At 60.6% G+C, this 16,400-nt stretch carries 17 protein-coding genes; 12 read left to right on the forward strand and 5 right to left on the reverse strand.

Translation table 11 applies throughout. The annotated features are described in order from the left end of the window. Positions 1 to 96 precede the first annotated feature (96 nt). From H7993_RS12970 to H7993_RS13000, 7 genes are all read left to right on the forward strand, one after another. Positions 97 to 834, forward strand: a complete 738-nt coding sequence (locus H7993_RS12970; protein ID WP_185794633.1) for an IclR family transcriptional regulator — start codon at positions 97 to 99, stop codon at positions 832 to 834. A gap of 60 nt (positions 835 to 894) precedes the next feature. Next, entirely contained in the window at positions 895 to 1,650 is a 756-nt protein-coding gene (locus H7993_RS12975; RefSeq protein WP_185794634.1) for a transporter substrate-binding domain-containing protein, read from the forward strand. Positions 1,651 to 1,731: 81 nt separating this feature from the next. Next, positions 1,732 to 2,397, forward strand: a complete 666-nt coding sequence (locus tag H7993_RS12980; protein WP_122796681.1) for an amino acid ABC transporter permease — start codon at positions 1,732 to 1,734, stop codon at positions 2,395 to 2,397. Positions 2,398 to 2,408: 11 nt separating this feature from the next. Next, entirely contained in the window at positions 2,409 to 3,170 is a 762-nt protein-coding gene (locus H7993_RS12985; protein ID WP_264382888.1) for an amino acid ABC transporter ATP-binding protein, read from the forward strand. A gap of 34 nt (positions 3,171 to 3,204) precedes the next feature. Then, positions 3,205 to 4,629, forward strand: coding sequence for a formimidoylglutamate deiminase (locus tag H7993_RS12990; RefSeq protein ID WP_342345046.1), 1,425 nt, complete (start codon positions 3,205 to 3,207; stop codon positions 4,627 to 4,629). Next, positions 4,626 to 5,429 carry an N-formylglutamate deformylase gene (gene hutG, locus H7993_RS12995; RefSeq protein ID WP_185794636.1) on the forward strand — a complete coding sequence of 268 codons (804 nt, stop codon included), beginning with the start codon at positions 4,626 to 4,628 and terminating at the stop codon, positions 5,427 to 5,429. Before H7993_RS12990 ends, hutG begins: the two co-directional genes overlap by 4 nt. A gap of 24 nt (positions 5,430 to 5,453) precedes the next feature. Then, complete coding sequence (locus tag H7993_RS13000; protein WP_274603821.1) at positions 5,454 to 6,053, forward strand: HutD/Ves family protein; 600 nt, start codon at positions 5,454 to 5,456, stop codon at positions 6,051 to 6,053. 161 nt (positions 6,054 to 6,214) lie between these two features. Here the strand turns inward: H7993_RS13000 and H7993_RS13005 are convergent, their stop codons facing one another. Together H7993_RS13005 and cls are read right to left on the reverse strand one after the other, a co-directional pair. Continuing rightward, positions 6,215 to 7,501, reverse strand: a complete 1,287-nt coding sequence (locus tag H7993_RS13005; RefSeq protein WP_185794638.1) for an acyltransferase family protein — start codon at positions 7,499 to 7,501, stop codon at positions 6,215 to 6,217. Between the two features lie 126 nt (positions 7,502 to 7,627). Then, positions 7,628 to 9,067 (reverse strand): cardiolipin synthase, encoded by a 1,440-nt coding sequence (cls, locus tag H7993_RS13010; protein ID WP_122480019.1) that lies wholly within the window; start codon positions 9,065 to 9,067, stop codon positions 7,628 to 7,630. 147 nt (positions 9,068 to 9,214) lie between these two features. Between cls and H7993_RS13015 the strand changes: the two genes are divergently transcribed. Then, the gene (locus tag H7993_RS13015; RefSeq protein WP_185794797.1) at positions 9,215 to 9,742 is read left to right on the forward strand and encodes a DUF3617 domain-containing protein; all 528 of its coding nucleotides are present in this window, start codon (positions 9,215 to 9,217) and stop codon (positions 9,740 to 9,742) included. 156 nt (positions 9,743 to 9,898) lie between these two features. Continuing rightward, the gene (zigA, locus tag H7993_RS13020; RefSeq protein WP_185794639.1) at positions 9,899 to 11,110 is read left to right on the forward strand and encodes a zinc metallochaperone GTPase ZigA; all 1,212 of its coding nucleotides are present in this window, start codon (positions 9,899 to 9,901) and stop codon (positions 11,108 to 11,110) included. A 10-nt stretch (positions 11,111 to 11,120) separates the two neighbouring features. Here the strand turns inward: zigA and H7993_RS13025 are convergent, their stop codons facing one another. Further along, entirely contained in the window at positions 11,121 to 11,471 is a 351-nt protein-coding gene (locus H7993_RS13025) for an NADH:ubiquinone oxidoreductase (protein WP_122480016.1), read from the reverse strand. Positions 11,472 to 11,497: 26 nt separating this feature from the next. On the opposite strand from H7993_RS13025, the gene H7993_RS13030 reads away from it, so the two are divergent. Then, positions 11,498 to 12,463: a CobW family GTP-binding protein gene (locus H7993_RS13030; RefSeq protein WP_185794640.1), complete on the forward strand. Its 966-nt coding sequence runs from the start codon at positions 11,498 to 11,500 to the stop codon at positions 12,461 to 12,463. A gap of 6 nt (positions 12,464 to 12,469) precedes the next feature. Here H7993_RS13030 and H7993_RS13035 read toward each other — a convergent pair whose 3' ends face one another. Beyond that, on the reverse strand, positions 12,470 to 12,859 hold the full coding sequence (locus tag H7993_RS13035; RefSeq protein ID WP_122716071.1) for a DUF3301 domain-containing protein: 390 nt from the start codon (positions 12,857 to 12,859) through the stop codon (positions 12,470 to 12,472). 117 nt (positions 12,860 to 12,976) lie between these two features. Here H7993_RS13035 and pdxY point away from each other — a divergent pair, with 117 nt between their 5' ends. Beyond that, positions 12,977 to 13,843 (forward strand): pyridoxal kinase PdxY, encoded by an 867-nt coding sequence (gene pdxY, locus H7993_RS13040; protein ID WP_122480013.1) that lies wholly within the window; start codon positions 12,977 to 12,979, stop codon positions 13,841 to 13,843. Here the strand turns inward: pdxY and H7993_RS13045 are convergent. Beyond that, entirely contained in the window at positions 13,840 to 14,325 is a 486-nt protein-coding gene (locus H7993_RS13045; protein WP_122480012.1) for an acyl-CoA thioesterase, read from the reverse strand. The genes pdxY and H7993_RS13045 overlap by 4 nt on opposite strands. Positions 14,326 to 14,576: 251 nt before the next feature. Between H7993_RS13045 and H7993_RS13050 the strand changes: the two genes are divergently transcribed. After that, positions 14,577 to 16,331, forward strand: coding sequence for a cation:proton antiporter domain-containing protein (locus H7993_RS13050; RefSeq protein WP_185794641.1), 1,755 nt, complete (start codon positions 14,577 to 14,579; stop codon positions 16,329 to 16,331). Positions 16,332 to 16,400 lie beyond the last annotated feature (69 nt).

Genomic DNA, 16,400 nt, shown 5'->3' on the forward strand with positions numbered 1-16,400 from the left:
TGGCCCATGCAGTGCCATTTCAGCGACATGGAGGTTTTTTTCCCGCTCAATGAGAATCCCCCTTCAGAATCGAGAATTTGTTCTTATAGTGCAGTCATGAACGACCCACGAACCACCAGCATTGTCGACCGTGTGCTGCAGGTGCTGACCTGCGTGGCCAAGGCTGGGCAACCGATTGCGGCCAAGCGCATTGCCGCGCAGGTGCAGATGCCATTGAGCACGGTCTACCGGCACCTGGCGTCGTTGAAGAAGTGGGGCCTGCTGCAAGAACACATGACCACGGGGCTGTACGAGCCAGGCGCGACCGGCGTGCAGTTGGCGTGGGGTTTCGATCAGACCTCCAACCTGATCAGCCAGAGCCGCGACGAGATCAGTGCCCTGGCTGAGCGCACGGGAGAAAGCGTCGGCTTGTTGGTGTACAGCAACGGCCAGATGGTGTGCATCGCCATGGAGGAGAGCAGCAGCTCGCTGCGTTGCTCGTTCACCAAGGGCCGCGCCCACTCCATGATGCAGGGTGCATCGGCCAAGAGCTTGCTGGCGTTTCTGACCGAGCCGGTGCAGCGCCAGTTGCTCGCAGAGCAAGCGCAACAGGGCGCCGTGGACGTCGCGGCGCTGGAAAAGGAGATCGCCCGAATTCGCAAGAATGGCTATGCCACCAGTGACAGTGAGGTCGATCTGGGTGTTTGGGGCGTGAGCGTCCCGCTGATTTCAGCGGACGGTGCCCTGGAAGGCACCATTACGTTGATGGCGCCGTCATTGCGCGTTGGCCCACGGGAGGCTGAACTGATCAGCCTCACCAGAAAAGCAGCCAGCCGCATCTGCAATCGCTTCTAACTGCCGCCCAATCCATGTTTCAGGTCCTGACCGGACCTACCCTTGCCGAAGGAATTCGTGATGAAAGCGTTGAAGTTATTCACCCCCCTGGCTGCCGCGCTGACGCTGATGGCTTCGCTGTGCACCTCGGCCCAGGCAGCCGATGAAGTGATGCGTGTCGGCACCGATGCGACCTTTCCACCCATGGAGTTCGTGCAGGATGGCAAGCGCACCGGCTTCGATATCGAATTGATCGAAGCCATCGGCAAGCAACTGAACAAGAAGGTCGAGTGGATCGACATCGGCTTCAAGGGGCTGATCCCCGGCTTGATTTCCAACCGCTTCGACGTGGCGGCGTCGGCCATCTACATGACCGAAGAACGGCAGAAGGTGGTCAACTTCACTGATTCCTACTATCGCGGCGGCCTCGCTGTGCTGGTCCTGAAGGATGACACCAGCATCGATAAACCCGGCGATCTGGTCGCGGGCAAGAAGGTTTCAGCCCAGGTAGGTACCAAGTCGATCGACTTTCTGAAAACCAACTACCCCGCAGTGAGCGTGGTGGAAGTGGAAAAGAACCAGGCCATGTTCGACCTGTTGGCCATTGGCCGGGTGAACGCTGCAGTGACCGGGCGCCCGGCGGCGGTGGAATATGCCAAGCGTCAGCCCAAGGTCCGCGTGCTGGACGAAGGCTTGACCACCGAACTGTACGGTTTTGCCGTTCGCAAGAATGACACCGCGCTGCAACAGCAGATGAACCAGGCGCTGAAAACCCTGCGCAGCAATGGCGAATACGCCGCACTGACCCAGAAGTGGTTCGGCACCACCAAAGAATAAACCGCCGCTGCAGGTTCGGCCGATGCTGCGACGAGCCTGCACACTTTACGCCTTCAACCGTAAGCCTCTGCGGAGTACCTCATGGATCTCGACTTTTCCCCGGTCTGGGACGGCTGGCGCGCGCTCGCCTCCGGTACCCTGACCACCATCGAAATCACCGCTGCAGCGTTGGTGCTGGGCTGTGTCCTGGGCCTGTTGATCGGGTTGGGGCGGCTGAATCCCAAGCGCACGCTGATCTACGGGCTGTGCACCACCTACCTGACGCTGGTCCGCGGCACGCCGCTGCTGGTGCAGCTGTTCATTCTGTTCTTTGGCCTGCCGCACTTCGGCATTCAGTTACCCGCTTATGTGTGCGGAATTTTCGGCCTGGGCATCTACAGTGCGGCCTATGTCTCGGAGATTGTCAGGGGTTCGATCCAGTCGGTGGAAAAGGGCCAGATGGAAGCCGCCCGCTCGCTGGGTCTGCCGCACAAACTGGCGATGCGCAAGGTCATCCTGCCCCAGGCCTTCGTGCGCATGATCCCCGCCCTGGGCAACGAATTCATCGCGTTGATCAAGAACTCGGCGCTGGTGTCACTGCTCACCATCGCCGACGTGATGCACGAAGGCGAGAAGATCATCAGCGTGTCCTACCGTTCGCTCGAAGTGTACCTCGCCATTGCCGTCATCTACCTGATGCTGACCAGCATCACCACCTTGATCCTGCGCCGCACCGAGAAAGTGCTGCGCGCCGACGGGAGAGTGTGATGAGCACCGCCATTATCGATATTCAAAACCTGAGCAAATCGTTTGGCACGCATCAGGTGCTGCACAACATCGACTTCAGCGTACAGGCCAGCCAGGTCGTGGTGGTGATCGGGCCCAGCGGGTCGGGCAAGAGCACTTTCCTGCGTTGCATGAACGGCTTGGAAACCGCCGAAGGCGGGACGCTGCGCGCGTGTGGCCATACCGTGGTGGAGCAGGGCAGGATGATGTCGGAGAGCAAACTGGACGCCCTGCGCAGCGAAGTCGGCATGGTGTTCCAGTCGTTCAACCTGTTCCCGCACCTCAGCGTGCTGGACAACATCATCCTGGCGCCCATGGCCCTGCGCGGCAGATCGCGCCAAGCGGCCGAAGAGCAGGGGCTGCGCCTGTTGAACAAGGTTGGCCTGGAGCACAAGGCGCAGGTTTACCCCGGCACTTTGTCCGGTGGGCAGAAGCAGCGCGTTGCGATTGCCCGCGCATTGGCCATGGAGCCCAAGGTCATGCTGTTCGACGAGCCTACCTCGGCGCTGGATCCGGAGCTGGTGGGCGAGGTATTGCAGGTCATGAAGACCCTGGCGAGCGAAGGCATGACCATGATCATCGTTACCCACGAAATGGGATTTGCCCGGGAAGTGGCCGACGTGGTGGTGGTCATGGATCAAGGCGCGATTGTCGAGGCCGCGCCACCGGCGCAGCTGTTCACCGCACCGCGTGAAGCGCGGACCCGCAGTTTCCTGCACAGCGTGCTGTCGCGAGACGCAGCGCCTGTTCTTTGATGGCTTGCGCTTGCGCCACTGCCCAGAGGTTTTTGTGGATATACCAATCGATTCAGTTGCCAGCCAAGCCCAGGGCAGTCTGTTTGCCCACAGCGCCTTGCTGCCTGGTGGCTGGCAGCGCAATGTACTGCTGAGTTGGAACGCCGCTGGCGATCTGACCACCGTGGCCTGCGATGCCGTGCCCTTGGCTGGCACGCCGGTGGCGCGTGGCCCGGTGATCAGTGGCATGCCCAACCTGCACTCCCACACGTTCCAGCGCGCCATGGCCGGCTTGACCGAAACCCTGGGCGACCCCGCCGACTCCTTCTGGAGCTGGCGTACCCTGATGTATCGATTTGCCCAGCGCCTGCAGCCTCGGCACTTGCAGGCCATCGGTCGGCACCTGTACATCGAAATGCTCAAGGCCGGGTACACCTCGGTGTGCGAGTTTCATTACGTGCACCACGACGCTGACGGCCAGCGTTACGCGAACCCCGCCGAATTGTCCCTGCGCGTGGTGCGGGCGGCCGAAGAAGTAGGCATCGGCATGACCCTGCTTCCGGTGCTTTACCAATACGGTGGGCTAGGCCAGGCAGAACCCTTGCCGCACCAACGTCGTTTCATCAATTCACCGGAGTGGATTCTGGAGCTGCGTCAGCACCTGCAAAAAGCCATGCCGCAGAACGGCAATCGGCGTTATGGCGTCGCGCCGCATTCGTTACGTGCCGTGAGCGAAGCGTCCCTGTCGAGACTGATGGATGGCCTGGATGCCGACGATCCGCGCGCGCCCGTGCATATCCATATTGCCGAGCAGACCCGCGAGGTCGAGGAATGCGAGGCAATCCTCGGCCAGCGACCGGTGCAGTGGCTGTTGGACCGCCAACCCTTGGACCCGCGTTGGTGCCTGGTGCACGCCACCCACATGGACGACGCTGAATACGCAGCGTTGGCGCGCAGTGGTGCCACCGTAGGGCTATGCCCGAGCACCGAAGCCAATCTTGGCGATGGATTGTTCGACGCTCAGCGGTTTCTGACAGACAAGGGCCGTTGGGGTATCGGTTCGGACAGCAACGTAGCCGTCAACCCCTGGGCGGAGCTCCGCCTGCTGGAATACGGCCAGCGCCTGTTGCACCGTCGGCGCAATGTGCTGGCCAGCCCCGACGCGCCGGTGGTGGCGGATCGCCTGTTCGATCAGGCGGTCAAGGGCGGGGCCCAGGCGACCGGCCGCTCGGTAGCCGGGCTGATGGTGGGGCAGCGTGCCGACCTGGTCGTCATCGATTCCGACGCCGTCAATATCGCCCCGGCCCATCCAGCCCAGCTGTTGTCCTCGCTGGTGTTCTGCGAGCACGGCAACAATCTGGTACGCGACGTCTTCGTCGGCGGCAGGCAGGTCATCGATGACGGCCAGCACGCCCTGCAAGTGCAGGCTCTGCAAGGCTACCGCGCCACCCTGGCCGATTTACTGGAGCATACGCTATGAATCGGGAACCTACCTTCGAGCTGCATCAGGGCGTCGGCCCTCTGCTGATATCGATGCCTCACGTCGGCACCTTGCTGCCGGACGAGCTGAAAGCGCATTACAGCCTGGTCGGCCAGGCGGTGGATGACACCGATTGGCATATTCATGAGTTGTACGACTTCGCTGTCGCTCTGGGCGCGTCGACGTTGCGTCCACGATTTTCGCGCTACGTGATCGACCTGAACCGGCCTGCCGATGGTGCCAGCCTGTATCCGGGCCAGAACACCACCGGGCTATGCCCGCTGACGACATTCGACGACGTGCCGCTGTACCAGCCGGGGCACGAACCAGACGATGCGCAAATCGCACAGCGCTTGGAGCATTACTGGCAGCCGTACCATCGAGCGTTGCAGCAGCAATTGGACCGAATCAAGGCGATCCATGGCTACGCCCTGCTGTGGGACGCCCACTCGATCCGTTCGGTCATCCCGCACCTGTTCGAAGGCCAGTTACCGGTGTTCAACTTCGGCACCGCCAACGGCAGCGCCTGCGCACCCGGCATCGGGGAGCAGCTGCTCGCCGTGGCCGAGCGGTTGGCTCCGCAGTTGCCGGCGGTACTCAATGGCCGCTTCAAAGGCGGCTACATCACTCGCCAGTACGGCCACCCGGCCCAAGGGGTTCACGCCGTACAGCTGGAGTTGGCGCAGCGAGCCTACATGCAGGAAACCGCCCCCTATGGGTTGCAAGCAGACAAGGTCGAGACTCTCCAGCCGGTACTGCGTGCACTGATCGAGCGATTCATGGCGTTCAAGCCTGCCTGACATTCCTTTGGTAGCCAGATTCCGATGACCGATGCGCACGTATACCGCCCCGAAGATTACGCGTCCATGCCGTGGAAGAACGGCGGCGGCAGTACCCTGGAAATTGTCCGGCAGCGCTCCGTCGATGACAGCGGGTATGACTGGCGCCTGTCGATTGCCCAGATCAGCGCCGACGGACCTTTCTCCGTGTTCGCCGGTTATAGCCGGATCATCACCGTGCTGCACGGCGATGGCATGGTGTTGGAAGTGAACGGGGTGGAGAGCAGGGCGCTGGGTCCCATCCAGCCTATGAGTTTCGACGGTGGGGCGAAGGTACGGTGTCGGTTGCTGGGTTCACCCATCGAGGACTTCAACCTGATCTACCGCCACGATCGGATCCAGGCATCGTTGCGCTGGGTGGATTGCCATCCGGTGGTGGTGTTGAGCTCGGTGGCGGCCGAGGTGATCTTCTTCAACGCCTCTTCAGATGCTGTCCAGGTGACCGACGCGAGTGATGGACGCAGACACGAGTTAATCTCGCGGGCAACGTTGCGCTGCACCAACGCAAGCGGCCGGCGCCAGCGTTACAGCCTGGAGGGTACGGCCGCGCAGGTGTGCGTGGTTGAGCTGGACAGAGTGGGCTGAACCGCAGCGGCTGAATGTCCACCTTGTCGGGCGAACCGTCCCGTGCCTGCAACATCAGCCTTTGCCGCTTGCCCTTTGGAAGTCTGTACAGGGCTAGGAACGGCGCGTGGGTCCCTTGCAGCTCAGGCAGCGCCTGAACTGCAAGGACAGTCACCCGATTTTCAGGCTGCGCGCAGGGCGTTGGTGTTGCCCGACGTCTCACGCTTGCTCTTCACCACCCAGCGACTCAACGGACCCTGCAACAGCCACTGCCGCGTGCGGTTGCCAATCTGCTCCTGAAAGATCACGCACAGAATGATGCACGCCAGCAGCAGCAGCGGGTAGTAAGTCAGCGACAATGGATGCCCCTTGGCCTCTGCCACGCACGCCGCCGCATTGGTGAAGCACAGGTTCACGTCGATGTTCGCCAGCATTTCCAAGCGACGGAAGACGATGAAGATCGGCGTGTGCAGGGCGAACATCGGCAGTGACGCGGCGCCCAGCCGGCGAGCCCATTTGATATGCCGCTCGCTTTGCGCACTCGAGGCCATGGCGCACAGGATGATGACGCTGAGCACCATCGGCAGCAGCAAGCCATTGTGCAGCAGCACATACCAATGGCTCTCGCCTCGCCAGTTGACCTCGGCGGCGATCGCCACACCGAACCCCAGGGCAATCACCGCCATCAATTTGCGAGGCCCGCGCAGGCCGGTACCCATCAGCCGATAATCGCGAAACAGCAGGTAGGCGACGATGCCTGCTAAAAAGACCGGCAGCCGCAGCAACGGGAAGTGGTGCAGGAAGCCAATCCAGATCGAGCTGTAGTCGTCATTGAGGACCACCAGCAATGGAGGGATCAGGCAGGCGGCCCAGATGATCAGCAGCAACCCTACCTTATGTTTGGCGGCTGCCAGGCGTGGCGCAAACCAGGGGAATGTCAGGTAGAAGAAGAACAGCGCCGAGATCGACCACAGCGGGCCGTTGTAGGCCAGGTAAACCGGGTTCCAGGCCTGCAGCAGGGTAACCTGCAGCACAGCATTCACGGCTATCTGGAAATCGCTGAGTTTGTATTTGAGCAGCTCGGGCGCGGTACGCTTGAGCAGGTCATCGGAACGATACGCCACACTCAGGTCAGTGTTGCTGTCGAACAGGCCTGTCAGCGATATCAGAACCACGCAGCTGGCGAGGCCGAATATGTGGATCGGATAGAGGTTGGCAAACCGTTTGGTCATGAAGGAGACCGGCGGCTCCCGCAGTTTGTTACCGTCGAGGTAGACGTGCGCGAGGAGAAAACCGGACAACGCAAAAAAGCTGCTTGTGGCAAAGAAACCCAATTCGGTGAATTCCACCAACCCACTCAGCTGTGTGTATTCCTCGTAGAACGGCAGCGTGTGGAACATCACCAGATACACGCCCAGGAAAAACCGCAGCCATTCCAAACCGATGAATCTCTCTTTCTCTGCGTTCATGCAGGTCCACTTCCCTTTAGTAATATCGAAGCCCGCTCATGGTACACGAAGCGTTTCCAATGTTTCCTTATATGTCTAAAGGCAGGCTTCGTTGCCGATCAGCTGACAAATTCGCCTGACTGCGCGCTACAGGATGGGTGAAATCAAGCGCGCCACTCGCATACCAAGCTTTTCCAAACGATGTGTCTCTTTGCTATCACGGACATCTATTTCTCGTGACTGGGCGAAATCGTCGAGCAACATCTGTTCCACTTCGCTGGTGAATGCCTTATCGACGGTCAGCAACATGATTTCAAAATTCAAACGGAACGAGCGGTTGTCCATATTGGCACTGCCGATTGCCGTGATTTCATCGTCGACCAGCACCACTTTCTGATGCAGAAAGCCCGGGCCGTAGCGATACATTTTCACCCCGGCGCGTACTGCTTCGAACGCGAACAGGCTGGACGCGGCATACACCACTTTGTGATCCGGGCGAGACGGCAGCAGGATACGGACATCGACACCGCGCAGTACCGCCAAGCGCAGTGCGGCAAAGACGGCCTCATCCGGTATGAAATAGGGGGTGGTAATCCAGACCCTGTCATTGGCGGCGTGGATCGACTCGACGAAAAACAACGAGCAGGTTTCATAGGGGTCCGCCGGGCCACTGGCCAGCACTTGGCACAGCACACCGTCTTCCTCATACGCTTCGGGGAGGATCAAGGGTGGCAATTCCCGTGCTGCCCAGAACCAGTCTTCGGCGAACGACTCTTGCAGGCAGGCGATCACCGGCCCGCTGATGCTCACATGGGTATCGCGCCAAGGCGAGAGCTTGGGATTGCCGCCCAGGTATTCGTCGCCGACGTTATGGCCACCGATGAAGCCTTTTACTCCGTCCACCACGACGATCTTGCGGTGGTTGCGGAAATTGACCTGAAACCTGTTCAACCAGCCGCTTTGGGTCGCGAATGCTTTCACATTGACGCCACCCTCGCGCAGCCGCTCGACGTATTCGCGGGGCAGGGCGTGGCTCCCCACTCGGTCGTAAAGCACGTAGACCTCGACCCCCTCGGAGGCCTTTTGCAGCAGCAAGCCTTGCAGCTGCCGGCCGATATGATCGTCGTGGATGATGAAGAACTGCACCAACACCGCTCGCCGGGCTTCGCGGATGGCTGCAAAGATGGCATCGAACGTGGCGTGTCCATTGATCAGCAGACCGACCCGGTTATTGGCCAGGCATGGCATCCGGCCAAGTTTGGGCATGGCCCTGAGTGACGCGTAAGACGTGGATTTGCGTGCGGCAAGTGCTTCCTCTATCCAAGGGCGCCAATCCATGTCGGCGATGGCGGTGTGCATCTCCTTGTTGGCATGCCGACGGGCCTTGATGTATGCGTCGAACGTGCTGCGGCCAAACACCAGATAGGGGATCAACGTGAGGTAGGGAATGAACAACAGCGATAAGGCCCAAGCAATCGAACCCTGCGCGGTGCGTACGGTAAGAACTGCATGAACGGCGGCAGCGATGCCCAACACGTGCAGCAGGCCAAATAGATACCCAAAAAAAATCGGACTGTGATAATCCATTGCACGGCGGCTCCTTGATGCGCTGTGCTAAACAGACCACGTTCAGTGGCGGTTGTCGCGTTTTTATTACCGCGCAACTCGGCACCCGTTTCGACGTCAAAGACCCATGCCCGCACTTTTCCCAACGTTCTTGAGGAGTGGAATCAGATGAGATTTAAATGGCCGATGGCTGCATTGGTAGTGTGCCTTTCGGCAACCGGGGCACAGGCGCAGATGCTCCAGCCGGGCCTATGGGAAATGACCACCAGTAACATGCAAGTCGATGGCAAGCCGCTGCCTGACATGCAGGTGATGCTGGGTCAGTTGAAGATGCTTCCACCCGAGCAAAGGGCAATGATGGAAGGCGTGCTTGCCAACCAGGGCATCACGGTGGGCGGCAATGGCATTCGCTCGTGCCTGACGCCTGAACAGGTGAAAACCAACGACATCCCGTTGCAAGATGCAAAGTCCGGCTGCACGCAGAAGATCACTGAGCGCAATGGCAATGTCTGGAAATTTCAGTTCAGTTGCCCCAAGGCTCAGGGTACCGGGCAAGCCCAGTTTCTCAGCGATAGAGAGTTTCTTACCACGGTCAACGGCACGTTCAATGCCTCCGGCGTCGCGCAGAAGGGCAGCATGAACACTCGCGCCGTTTGGTTGGGAAACAACTGTGGGTCAGTGAAGCCTCGCACCTGATAGCTGCAATGCGTGTTCCACGTGGAACACGCGTTTCTCGGCCACGCAATTGTTGCTTAAAGCACAATGTAATCAAGTCAGTGACGACTTATATGTTATGTTATAACAATATAAGCGATGCAGCGTTCGTTGCACCTGTCACCGATGAGGTCCGTCATGCCCAACCGTTTACCCGTCACCGTGCTGTCCGGCTTCCTGGGGGCCGGCAAGAGCACGTTGCTCAATCACATCCTGCGCAACCGGGAAGATCTGCGCGTTGCCGTGATCGTCAACGACATGAGCGAGATCAACATCGACGCCAGTGAAGTGCAGCGTAACGTCAGCCTCAACCGGGCCGAAGAAAGACTGGTCGAAATGAGCAATGGCTGCATCTGCTGCACCCTGCGCGAAGACCTGCTCGAAGAAGTGGCCAAGCTGGCTGCCGAGGGGCGTTTCGATTACCTGCTGATCGAATCGACGGGCATCTCCGAGCCGCTGCCGGTGGCCGAGACGTTTACCTTCCGCGACGAGCACGGCCAGAGCCTGGCCGATCTGGCCCGGCTCGACACCATGGTCACGGTGGTCGACGGGGTCAATTTCCTGCTCGACTATCAGGCAGCGGAAAGCTTGGCGACGCGCGGCGAAACCCTGGGAGAGGACGACGAGCGAGCCATCACTGATCTGTTGGTGGAGCAGGTGGAGTTTGCCGACGTCATCCTCATCAGCAAGATCGACCTGATCAGTCAGGCTGAACGCACCGAGCTGATGGCAGTACTGCACACACTCAACCCCGGCGCGCAGGTCATGCCCATGGTCATGGGGCAGGTGCCGCTGGCACGCATTCTGGACACCGGGCTGTTCGATTTCGAGCGCGCAGCGCAAGCGCCAGGCTGGCTGAAGGTGCTCAGGGGAGAGCATGTTGCGGAAACCGCAGAATACGGCATTGCATCCACGGCCTACCGCGCCCGGCGTCCGTTCCACCCACAGCGCTTCCATGACTTCATCGACAAACCCTGGACCAACGGTCGGCTGCTGCGCTCCAAAGGCTTTTTCTGGCTCGCCAGCAAACCCCAGGAAGCAGGAAGCTGGTCCCAGGCGGGTGGGTTGATGCGCTATGGCTTCGCTGGCCGCTGGTGGCGTTTCGTGCCGCAAACGCAATGGCCGCAGGAGGCCGAGAGTGTGGCTGCCATCCAGCAGACGTGGCACGCCGACACCGGAGACTGTCGCCAGGAGCTGGTATTCATCGGGCAGAACATGGATTTCGCAGCGTTGGGCCACGCGCTGGACCAGTGTCTGCTGGATGATGAGGAACTGGCCCAGGGCGCACAGGCCTGGGTGCACTGGCCGGATCCGTTCGGCGAGTGGCACGATCAAGGCCAGCAGGCGTGATCCAGATTGCTCAGGGCAAGATCCATTGTCCCTGACTGTTCTGTTCGCAGAACGGCTTGAGGTAGGCGGCGTCGCTCGCCACACCGTAGTAGTGGATGTCCTGTTCATAGGGCATGCGCTCGACCCGAGCGCCGCGGCAGATGCCGTAGGCGCCTTTCGGGCACTGCGCCAGGAATTGCACTTCGACCTGCTGCCCCGGCAGGTTGGGTCGACAAAAACCTTCCTTGAACAGCTTCGGCGGTATAGTGCGATTCTGCTGGCACACTTCGACGCTTACCCGTTCTGCCTGGCTGTGCACCACGCAGGCCTCGGCCCACACCTGAGTACTGGCCAGCAGCCCCAGCAAACCCCACACACGCATCGCTCAACCTCCATAGATATCCGACCATGCTGCAGAACATCCCCACCCATGTCATTGCAGGCCCCTTGGGTGCCGGCAAGACCAGCCTGATTCGTCGTCTGCTGGCGTGCAAGCCGGCAAACCAGCGTTGGGCCGTGCTGATCAACGAATTCGGCCTGGTGGGCATCGACGCCGCGCTGCTTGCCACCACTGATGATGGTATCGCAATCGGCGAAATCGCCGGAGGATGTCTGTGCTGCGTGAACGGTGCGCCGTTTCAGATAGGCCTGGGCCGTCTGCTGCGCAAAGCCCGGCCGGATCGCCTGTTCATCGAACCCTCGGGTCTGGGTCATCCTTTGCAGATCCTTTCGCAACTGAGCGAAGCGCCCTGGCGCGGCGTTCTGGCGGTGCAACCGCTGGTGATGGTGCTCGACGCGCTGACCCTTGCGAAAGGCGTCGCGCTGCCAGCTGCACAGCGCGAAGCAGCTGAAGTGGCAGGCTTGGTGATCATGAACAAGGCAAAGCCGACGCCAGGAGTGTGCATAACTTCAGGGTTACCCACAGACCGACTGCTGTGGCTCGATGTCGATCAGGTGCGGTTCGAGCAGTTACCCCTTGTGGATAATTCAGCGCCACTGGTTGTGGACAGGCTGAGGGAGCCCCCGCAAGCCATGGGCGAAATCTGGGTGGATAAGTCCCAGCCGCAATGCCAGGTGCAGGATCACCGCGATGGCTGGAGCATCGGCTGGCGATGGCAAGCCCGAACGCAGTTCGATTTGCCAACAGTGGAGCGCGCATTGGCCACTTGGTCTTGGCGAAGGGCCAAGCTGGTTATCCACAGCCCGAGTGGATGGTTTTCGAGCAACCTGCTGGCGGGGCAGTCGGTGCAGTGGAAAACCAGTGAATGGCGTCGTGATTCACGTTTGGAGCTGATATTCGATACGCCGCAGGACGCAGCCGCTCTTCAGGATCACTTGCAGCAGGCACGCGTGGACGACCCATCGCAGCACTGACGTCGCTCAGGGACGCCAGCGCTTGTGTTCCTGACGCCACTGACTCATCTCGATGACTTCGGCACTGGTCGCGGTTTTCACTTCGAACGGGTAGGGCGCCAGCTCGATCTGCACCGCGTGTGGCCCGAATTGGGTGGCGATGCCTGCATGGCGCTGCTCGCCGGTTACTGTGAATTCGAAGTTGTACACACGCGCCAGACGCTTGCGGCCGTTGGCATCGGCCAGCCAGGCAAAACGCTTGAAGGCCACGTTGTCGTCGAGCAGTTCCAGATCGAGCTTGCTGCAATGCTGCTTGACCCGCGCCAGGGCCTTTTCACGCAGGCCATGGTTGTGCCACAGCCAAGCCGCACCTGCGGCCATCAACATCAGGATGAACATATTGCCAAGGGTCAACATCGAAGTGCGCTCCAACCGGTTGCTCGCAGCTTAACTGTGTCTCCGGTCTGTCGTACAGGCTGCATTTCGCGCGATACTGCGCGCCATGAAGTCCTGTCACCGGTCCGGAATCCTTGCATGAAACGTACACCACACCTGCTCGCCATCCAGTCCCATGTCGTGTTCGGCCACGCCGGCAACAGCGCGGCGGTTTTTCCGATGCAGCGGGTGGGGGTCAAGGTCTGGCCACTGAATACGGTGCAGTTTTCCAATCACACTCAGTATGGCCAGTGGACGGGAGAAGTGTTGGCGCCGCAACACATTCCCGCACTGGTCGAAGGGATTGCGACGATTGGCGAATTGGGCAACTGCGATGCCGTGCTCAGTGGCTATCTGGGCAGCGCCGCGCAGGGGCGAGCGATCCTGGGCGTGGTACGTCGGGTCAAGGCGGCCAATCCCAAGGCCCTGTATCTGTGCGACCCGGTGATGGGGCATGCGGAAAAAGGCTGCGTGGTGCCGGCCGAGGTCAGCGACTTTCTGCTCGATGAAGCCGTTGCCGCTGCCGACGTGCTGTGTCCCAACCAGCTGGAGCTCGACAGCTTCAGCGGGCGCAAGGCCCAATCCCTCCCGGACTGCGTGGCCATGGCGCGGGCGTTGCTGGCGCGCGGGCCCAAGGCGGTGCTGGTCAAGCACCTGGCCTATCCGGGCAAATCGGCCGAAGACTTCGAAATGCTTCTGGTCACTGCCGCGGGCAGCTGGCACCTGCGTCGTCCGCTGCTGGCGTTTCCGCGCCAACCGGTCGGTGTGGGTGATTTGACCAGCGGCCTGTTCCTCGCCCGGCTGCTGCTGGGCGATGACTGGCTGGCGGCTTTCGAATTCACCGCGGCGGCGGTGCACGAAGTGCTGCTGGAAACCCAGGCCTGCGCCAGCTACGAGCTGGAGCTGGTGCGTGCCCAGGACCGCATCGTCCATCCGCGCCTGCGGTTCGAAGCCGTGGCGCTTTAAATCGGCTCGTCCTTGAGATCGCGGTAGCGCTTTTCCAGCTCCTGGCGAATCTGCCGACGTTGCTGCGCCTGGATGAAGCGCCGCGTGCCTTCGGCATCCTGCGGCTGCAGGGGCGGTACGCTGGCCGGCTTGCGCTGGTCATCCACTGCCACCATGGTGAAGAAACAGCTGTTGGTGTGGCGCACCGAGCGTTCGCGGATGTTCTCGGTGACCACCTTGATGCCCACTTCCATCGAAGTATTGCCGGTGTAATTGACCGAAGCCAGGAACGTCACCAGTTCGCCGACATGCACCGGCTCGCGGAAGATCACCTGATCCACCGACAGGGTCACCACATACCGGCCGGCATAGCGGCTGGCGCAGGCGTAAGCCACTTCGTCGAGGTATTTGAGCAGCGTTCCTCCGTGCACATTGCCGGAAAAATTGGCCATGTCGGGGGTCATCAGCACCGTCATCGACAGCTGGGCGTTTCCAGGTTCCATAGTGAACTCACGGTTGGTTGGCAGAAGTGCAGGGGCGTCGCCTATATTGGCGTTTGCCGCTTTCAAAGGGTTGCATCCAGAAGCGGACGCCGAACGGACGGGCGCCGTCACGTCTATCGTGCCATTACGCAGGGCATAGCGGCGATCTGTTTCCGCATATTGCACTGACGTTCGCCTGCAATGGCCGGTGTTAATCTGCCTTTCTGAAACAATTGGTACAGCAATTCTGAATAGCAATGGAGGCTATCACCGTGCATGCCATCAGTTTTATCCAGGACCTGGCGGTGATCATGCTGGTAGCCGGCGTGGTGACGATTCTGTTTCACCGGCTACGGCAACCCGTGGTGCTGGGCTACATCGTTGCCGGCTTCATCATCGGCCCCCATACGCCGCCGTTCGGCTTGATCCACGACGAAGACACCATCAAGACCCTGGCCGAACTGGGCGTGATCTTTCTGATGTTCAGCCTGGGCCTGGAATTCAGCCTGCGCAAACTGTTCAAGGTCGGTGCCACGGCCTTCATCGCTGCGTTCCTGGAAATCGTGCTGATGATCTGGATCGGCTACGAAATCGGCCGCTGGTTCGATTGGGGCACCATGGACTCGCTGTTCCTCGGGGCTATCCTGGCCATTTCCTCGACCACCATCATCGTCAAGGCGCTCAACGACCTGAAGATGAAGAACGAGCGCTTCGCCCAGTTGATCTTCGGCGTGCTGATCGTCGAGGATATTCTAGGTATCGGCATCATCGCCCTGCTGTCGGGGATCGCCGTCAGCGGCGCGGTCAGTTCGGGCGAGGTGTTCTCGACGGTCGGCAAGCTCTCGCTGTTCATGGTCATTGCCCTGGTCGTGGGCATCCTGGTGGTGCCCCGACTGCTGGCCTATGTGGCCACCTTCGAAAGCAACGAGATGCTGCTGGTGACCGTGCTGGGCCTGTGCTTCGGCTTTTGCCTGCTGGTGGTCAAGCTTGAATACAGCATGGTGCTCGGGGCTTTCCTGATCGGGGCGATCATGGCCGAGTCGCGGCAATTGCTGAAGATCGAGCGTCTGATCGAACCCATCCGCGACATGTTCAGCGCGATCTTCTTCGTCGCCATCGGCCTCATGCTCGACCCCGCCATCCTGCTCGACTATGCCTGGCCGATTGCAGTCATCACCGTGGCCGTGGTGCTCGGCAAGATCGTCTCTTGCGGGCTGGGCGCGTTCATTGCCGGCAACGATGGCAAGACATCGCTGCGGGTGGGCATGGGCTTGTCGCAGATCGGCGAGTTCTCGTTCATCATCGCCGCGCTGGGCATGACCCTGCAGGTCACCAGCGATTTTCTCTATCCCGTTGCCGTGGCCGTGTCGGTGCTGACCACGCTGTCCACGCCGTACCTGATCCGGGCAGCCGATCCCTTGTCGCATCGCCTCGGCGCTATCGTGCCGCAACGTGTCGCACGCGTGCTGGGCATGTACGGGGAATGGCTGCGCAGCATCCAGCCGCGCGGGCAGGGCGCCATGCTGGCATTGATGATCCGCAAGATCCTCCTGCAGGTAGGGGTCAACCTGGCGCTGGTGATCGGTATCTTTCTGGCTGGCGCCTATTTTGCCGAACGTATCGGCGGTCACCTGACGACTTGGGTGGCCGAGCCCGGCGGGCAGAAGGCGTTGATCTGGGGCGCAGCCTTGCTGCTGTCGCTGCCGTTTTTGATCGCCGCCTATCGCAAGCTCAAGGCACTGTCGATGCTGCTGGCGGAAATGGGGGTGAAGCCTGAAATGGCTGGCAGGCATACCCAGCGGGTGCGGCGCGTCATCGCCGAAGTCATTCCGCTGCTGTCGCTGCTGGTGATTTTCGTGCTGCTGGCGGCACTGTCGGCGAGCATATTGCCGACCATGGAATTACTGCTGTTGATTGCGGTGGTTGCAGCTGCAGTGGTGGCCGTGTTGTGGCGCTGGCTCATTCGCGTGCATACGCGAATGCAGGTGGCTTTGCTGGAAACCTTGGATAACAACGTCGAGCATTGAATTTGGGTAGGCAGGTTTGGCCTCTTCGCGGGTAGAACCCGCTCCCACAGGGTTGGCGGCGCGCCATCG

The sequence above is a fragment of the Pseudomonas baltica genome (assembly GCF_014235765.1).
Taxonomy (GTDB): domain Bacteria; phylum Pseudomonadota; class Gammaproteobacteria; order Pseudomonadales; family Pseudomonadaceae; genus Aquipseudomonas; species Aquipseudomonas baltica.

Bases quoted from the DNA above. Each gene is read 5' to 3' on its own strand.
- hutG (WP_185794636.1), top strand. From the start codon at position 4,626: ATGAATCGGGAACCTACCTTCGAGCTGCATCAGGGCGTCGGCCCTCTG.
- H7993_RS12975 (WP_185794634.1), top strand. From the start codon at position 895: ATGAAAGCGTTGAAGTTATTCACCCCCCTGGCTGCCGCGCTGACGCTG.
- H7993_RS13015 (WP_185794797.1), top strand. From the start codon at position 9,215: ATGAGATTTAAATGGCCGATGGCTGCATTGGTAGTGTGCCTTTCGGCA.
- H7993_RS12980 (WP_122796681.1), top strand. From the start codon at position 1,732: ATGGATCTCGACTTTTCCCCGGTCTGGGACGGCTGGCGCGCGCTCGCC.
- pdxY (WP_122480013.1), top strand. From the start codon at position 12,977: ATGAAACGTACACCACACCTGCTCGCCATCCAGTCCCATGTCGTGTTC.
- H7993_RS13045 (WP_122480012.1), bottom strand. From the start codon at position 14,325: ATGGAACCTGGAAACGCCCAGCTGTCGATGACGGTGCTGATGACCCCC.
- cls (WP_122480019.1), bottom strand. From the start codon at position 9,067: ATGGATTATCACAGTCCGATTTTTTTTGGGTATCTATTTGGCCTGCTG.
- H7993_RS13000 (WP_274603821.1), top strand. From the start codon at position 5,454: ATGACCGATGCGCACGTATACCGCCCCGAAGATTACGCGTCCATGCCG.
- zigA (WP_185794639.1), top strand. From the start codon at position 9,899: ATGCCCAACCGTTTACCCGTCACCGTGCTGTCCGGCTTCCTGGGGGCC.
- H7993_RS13035 (WP_122716071.1), bottom strand. From the start codon at position 12,859: ATGTTGACCCTTGGCAATATGTTCATCCTGATGTTGATGGCCGCAGGT.
- H7993_RS13025 (WP_122480016.1), bottom strand. From the start codon at position 11,471: ATGCGTGTGTGGGGTTTGCTGGGGCTGCTGGCCAGTACTCAGGTGTGG.
- H7993_RS13005 (WP_185794638.1), bottom strand. From the start codon at position 7,501: ATGAACGCAGAGAAAGAGAGATTCATCGGTTTGGAATGGCTGCGGTTT.
- H7993_RS13030 (WP_185794640.1), top strand. From the start codon at position 11,498: ATGCTGCAGAACATCCCCACCCATGTCATTGCAGGCCCCTTGGGTGCC.
- H7993_RS12970 (WP_185794633.1), top strand. From the start codon at position 97: ATGAACGACCCACGAACCACCAGCATTGTCGACCGTGTGCTGCAGGTG.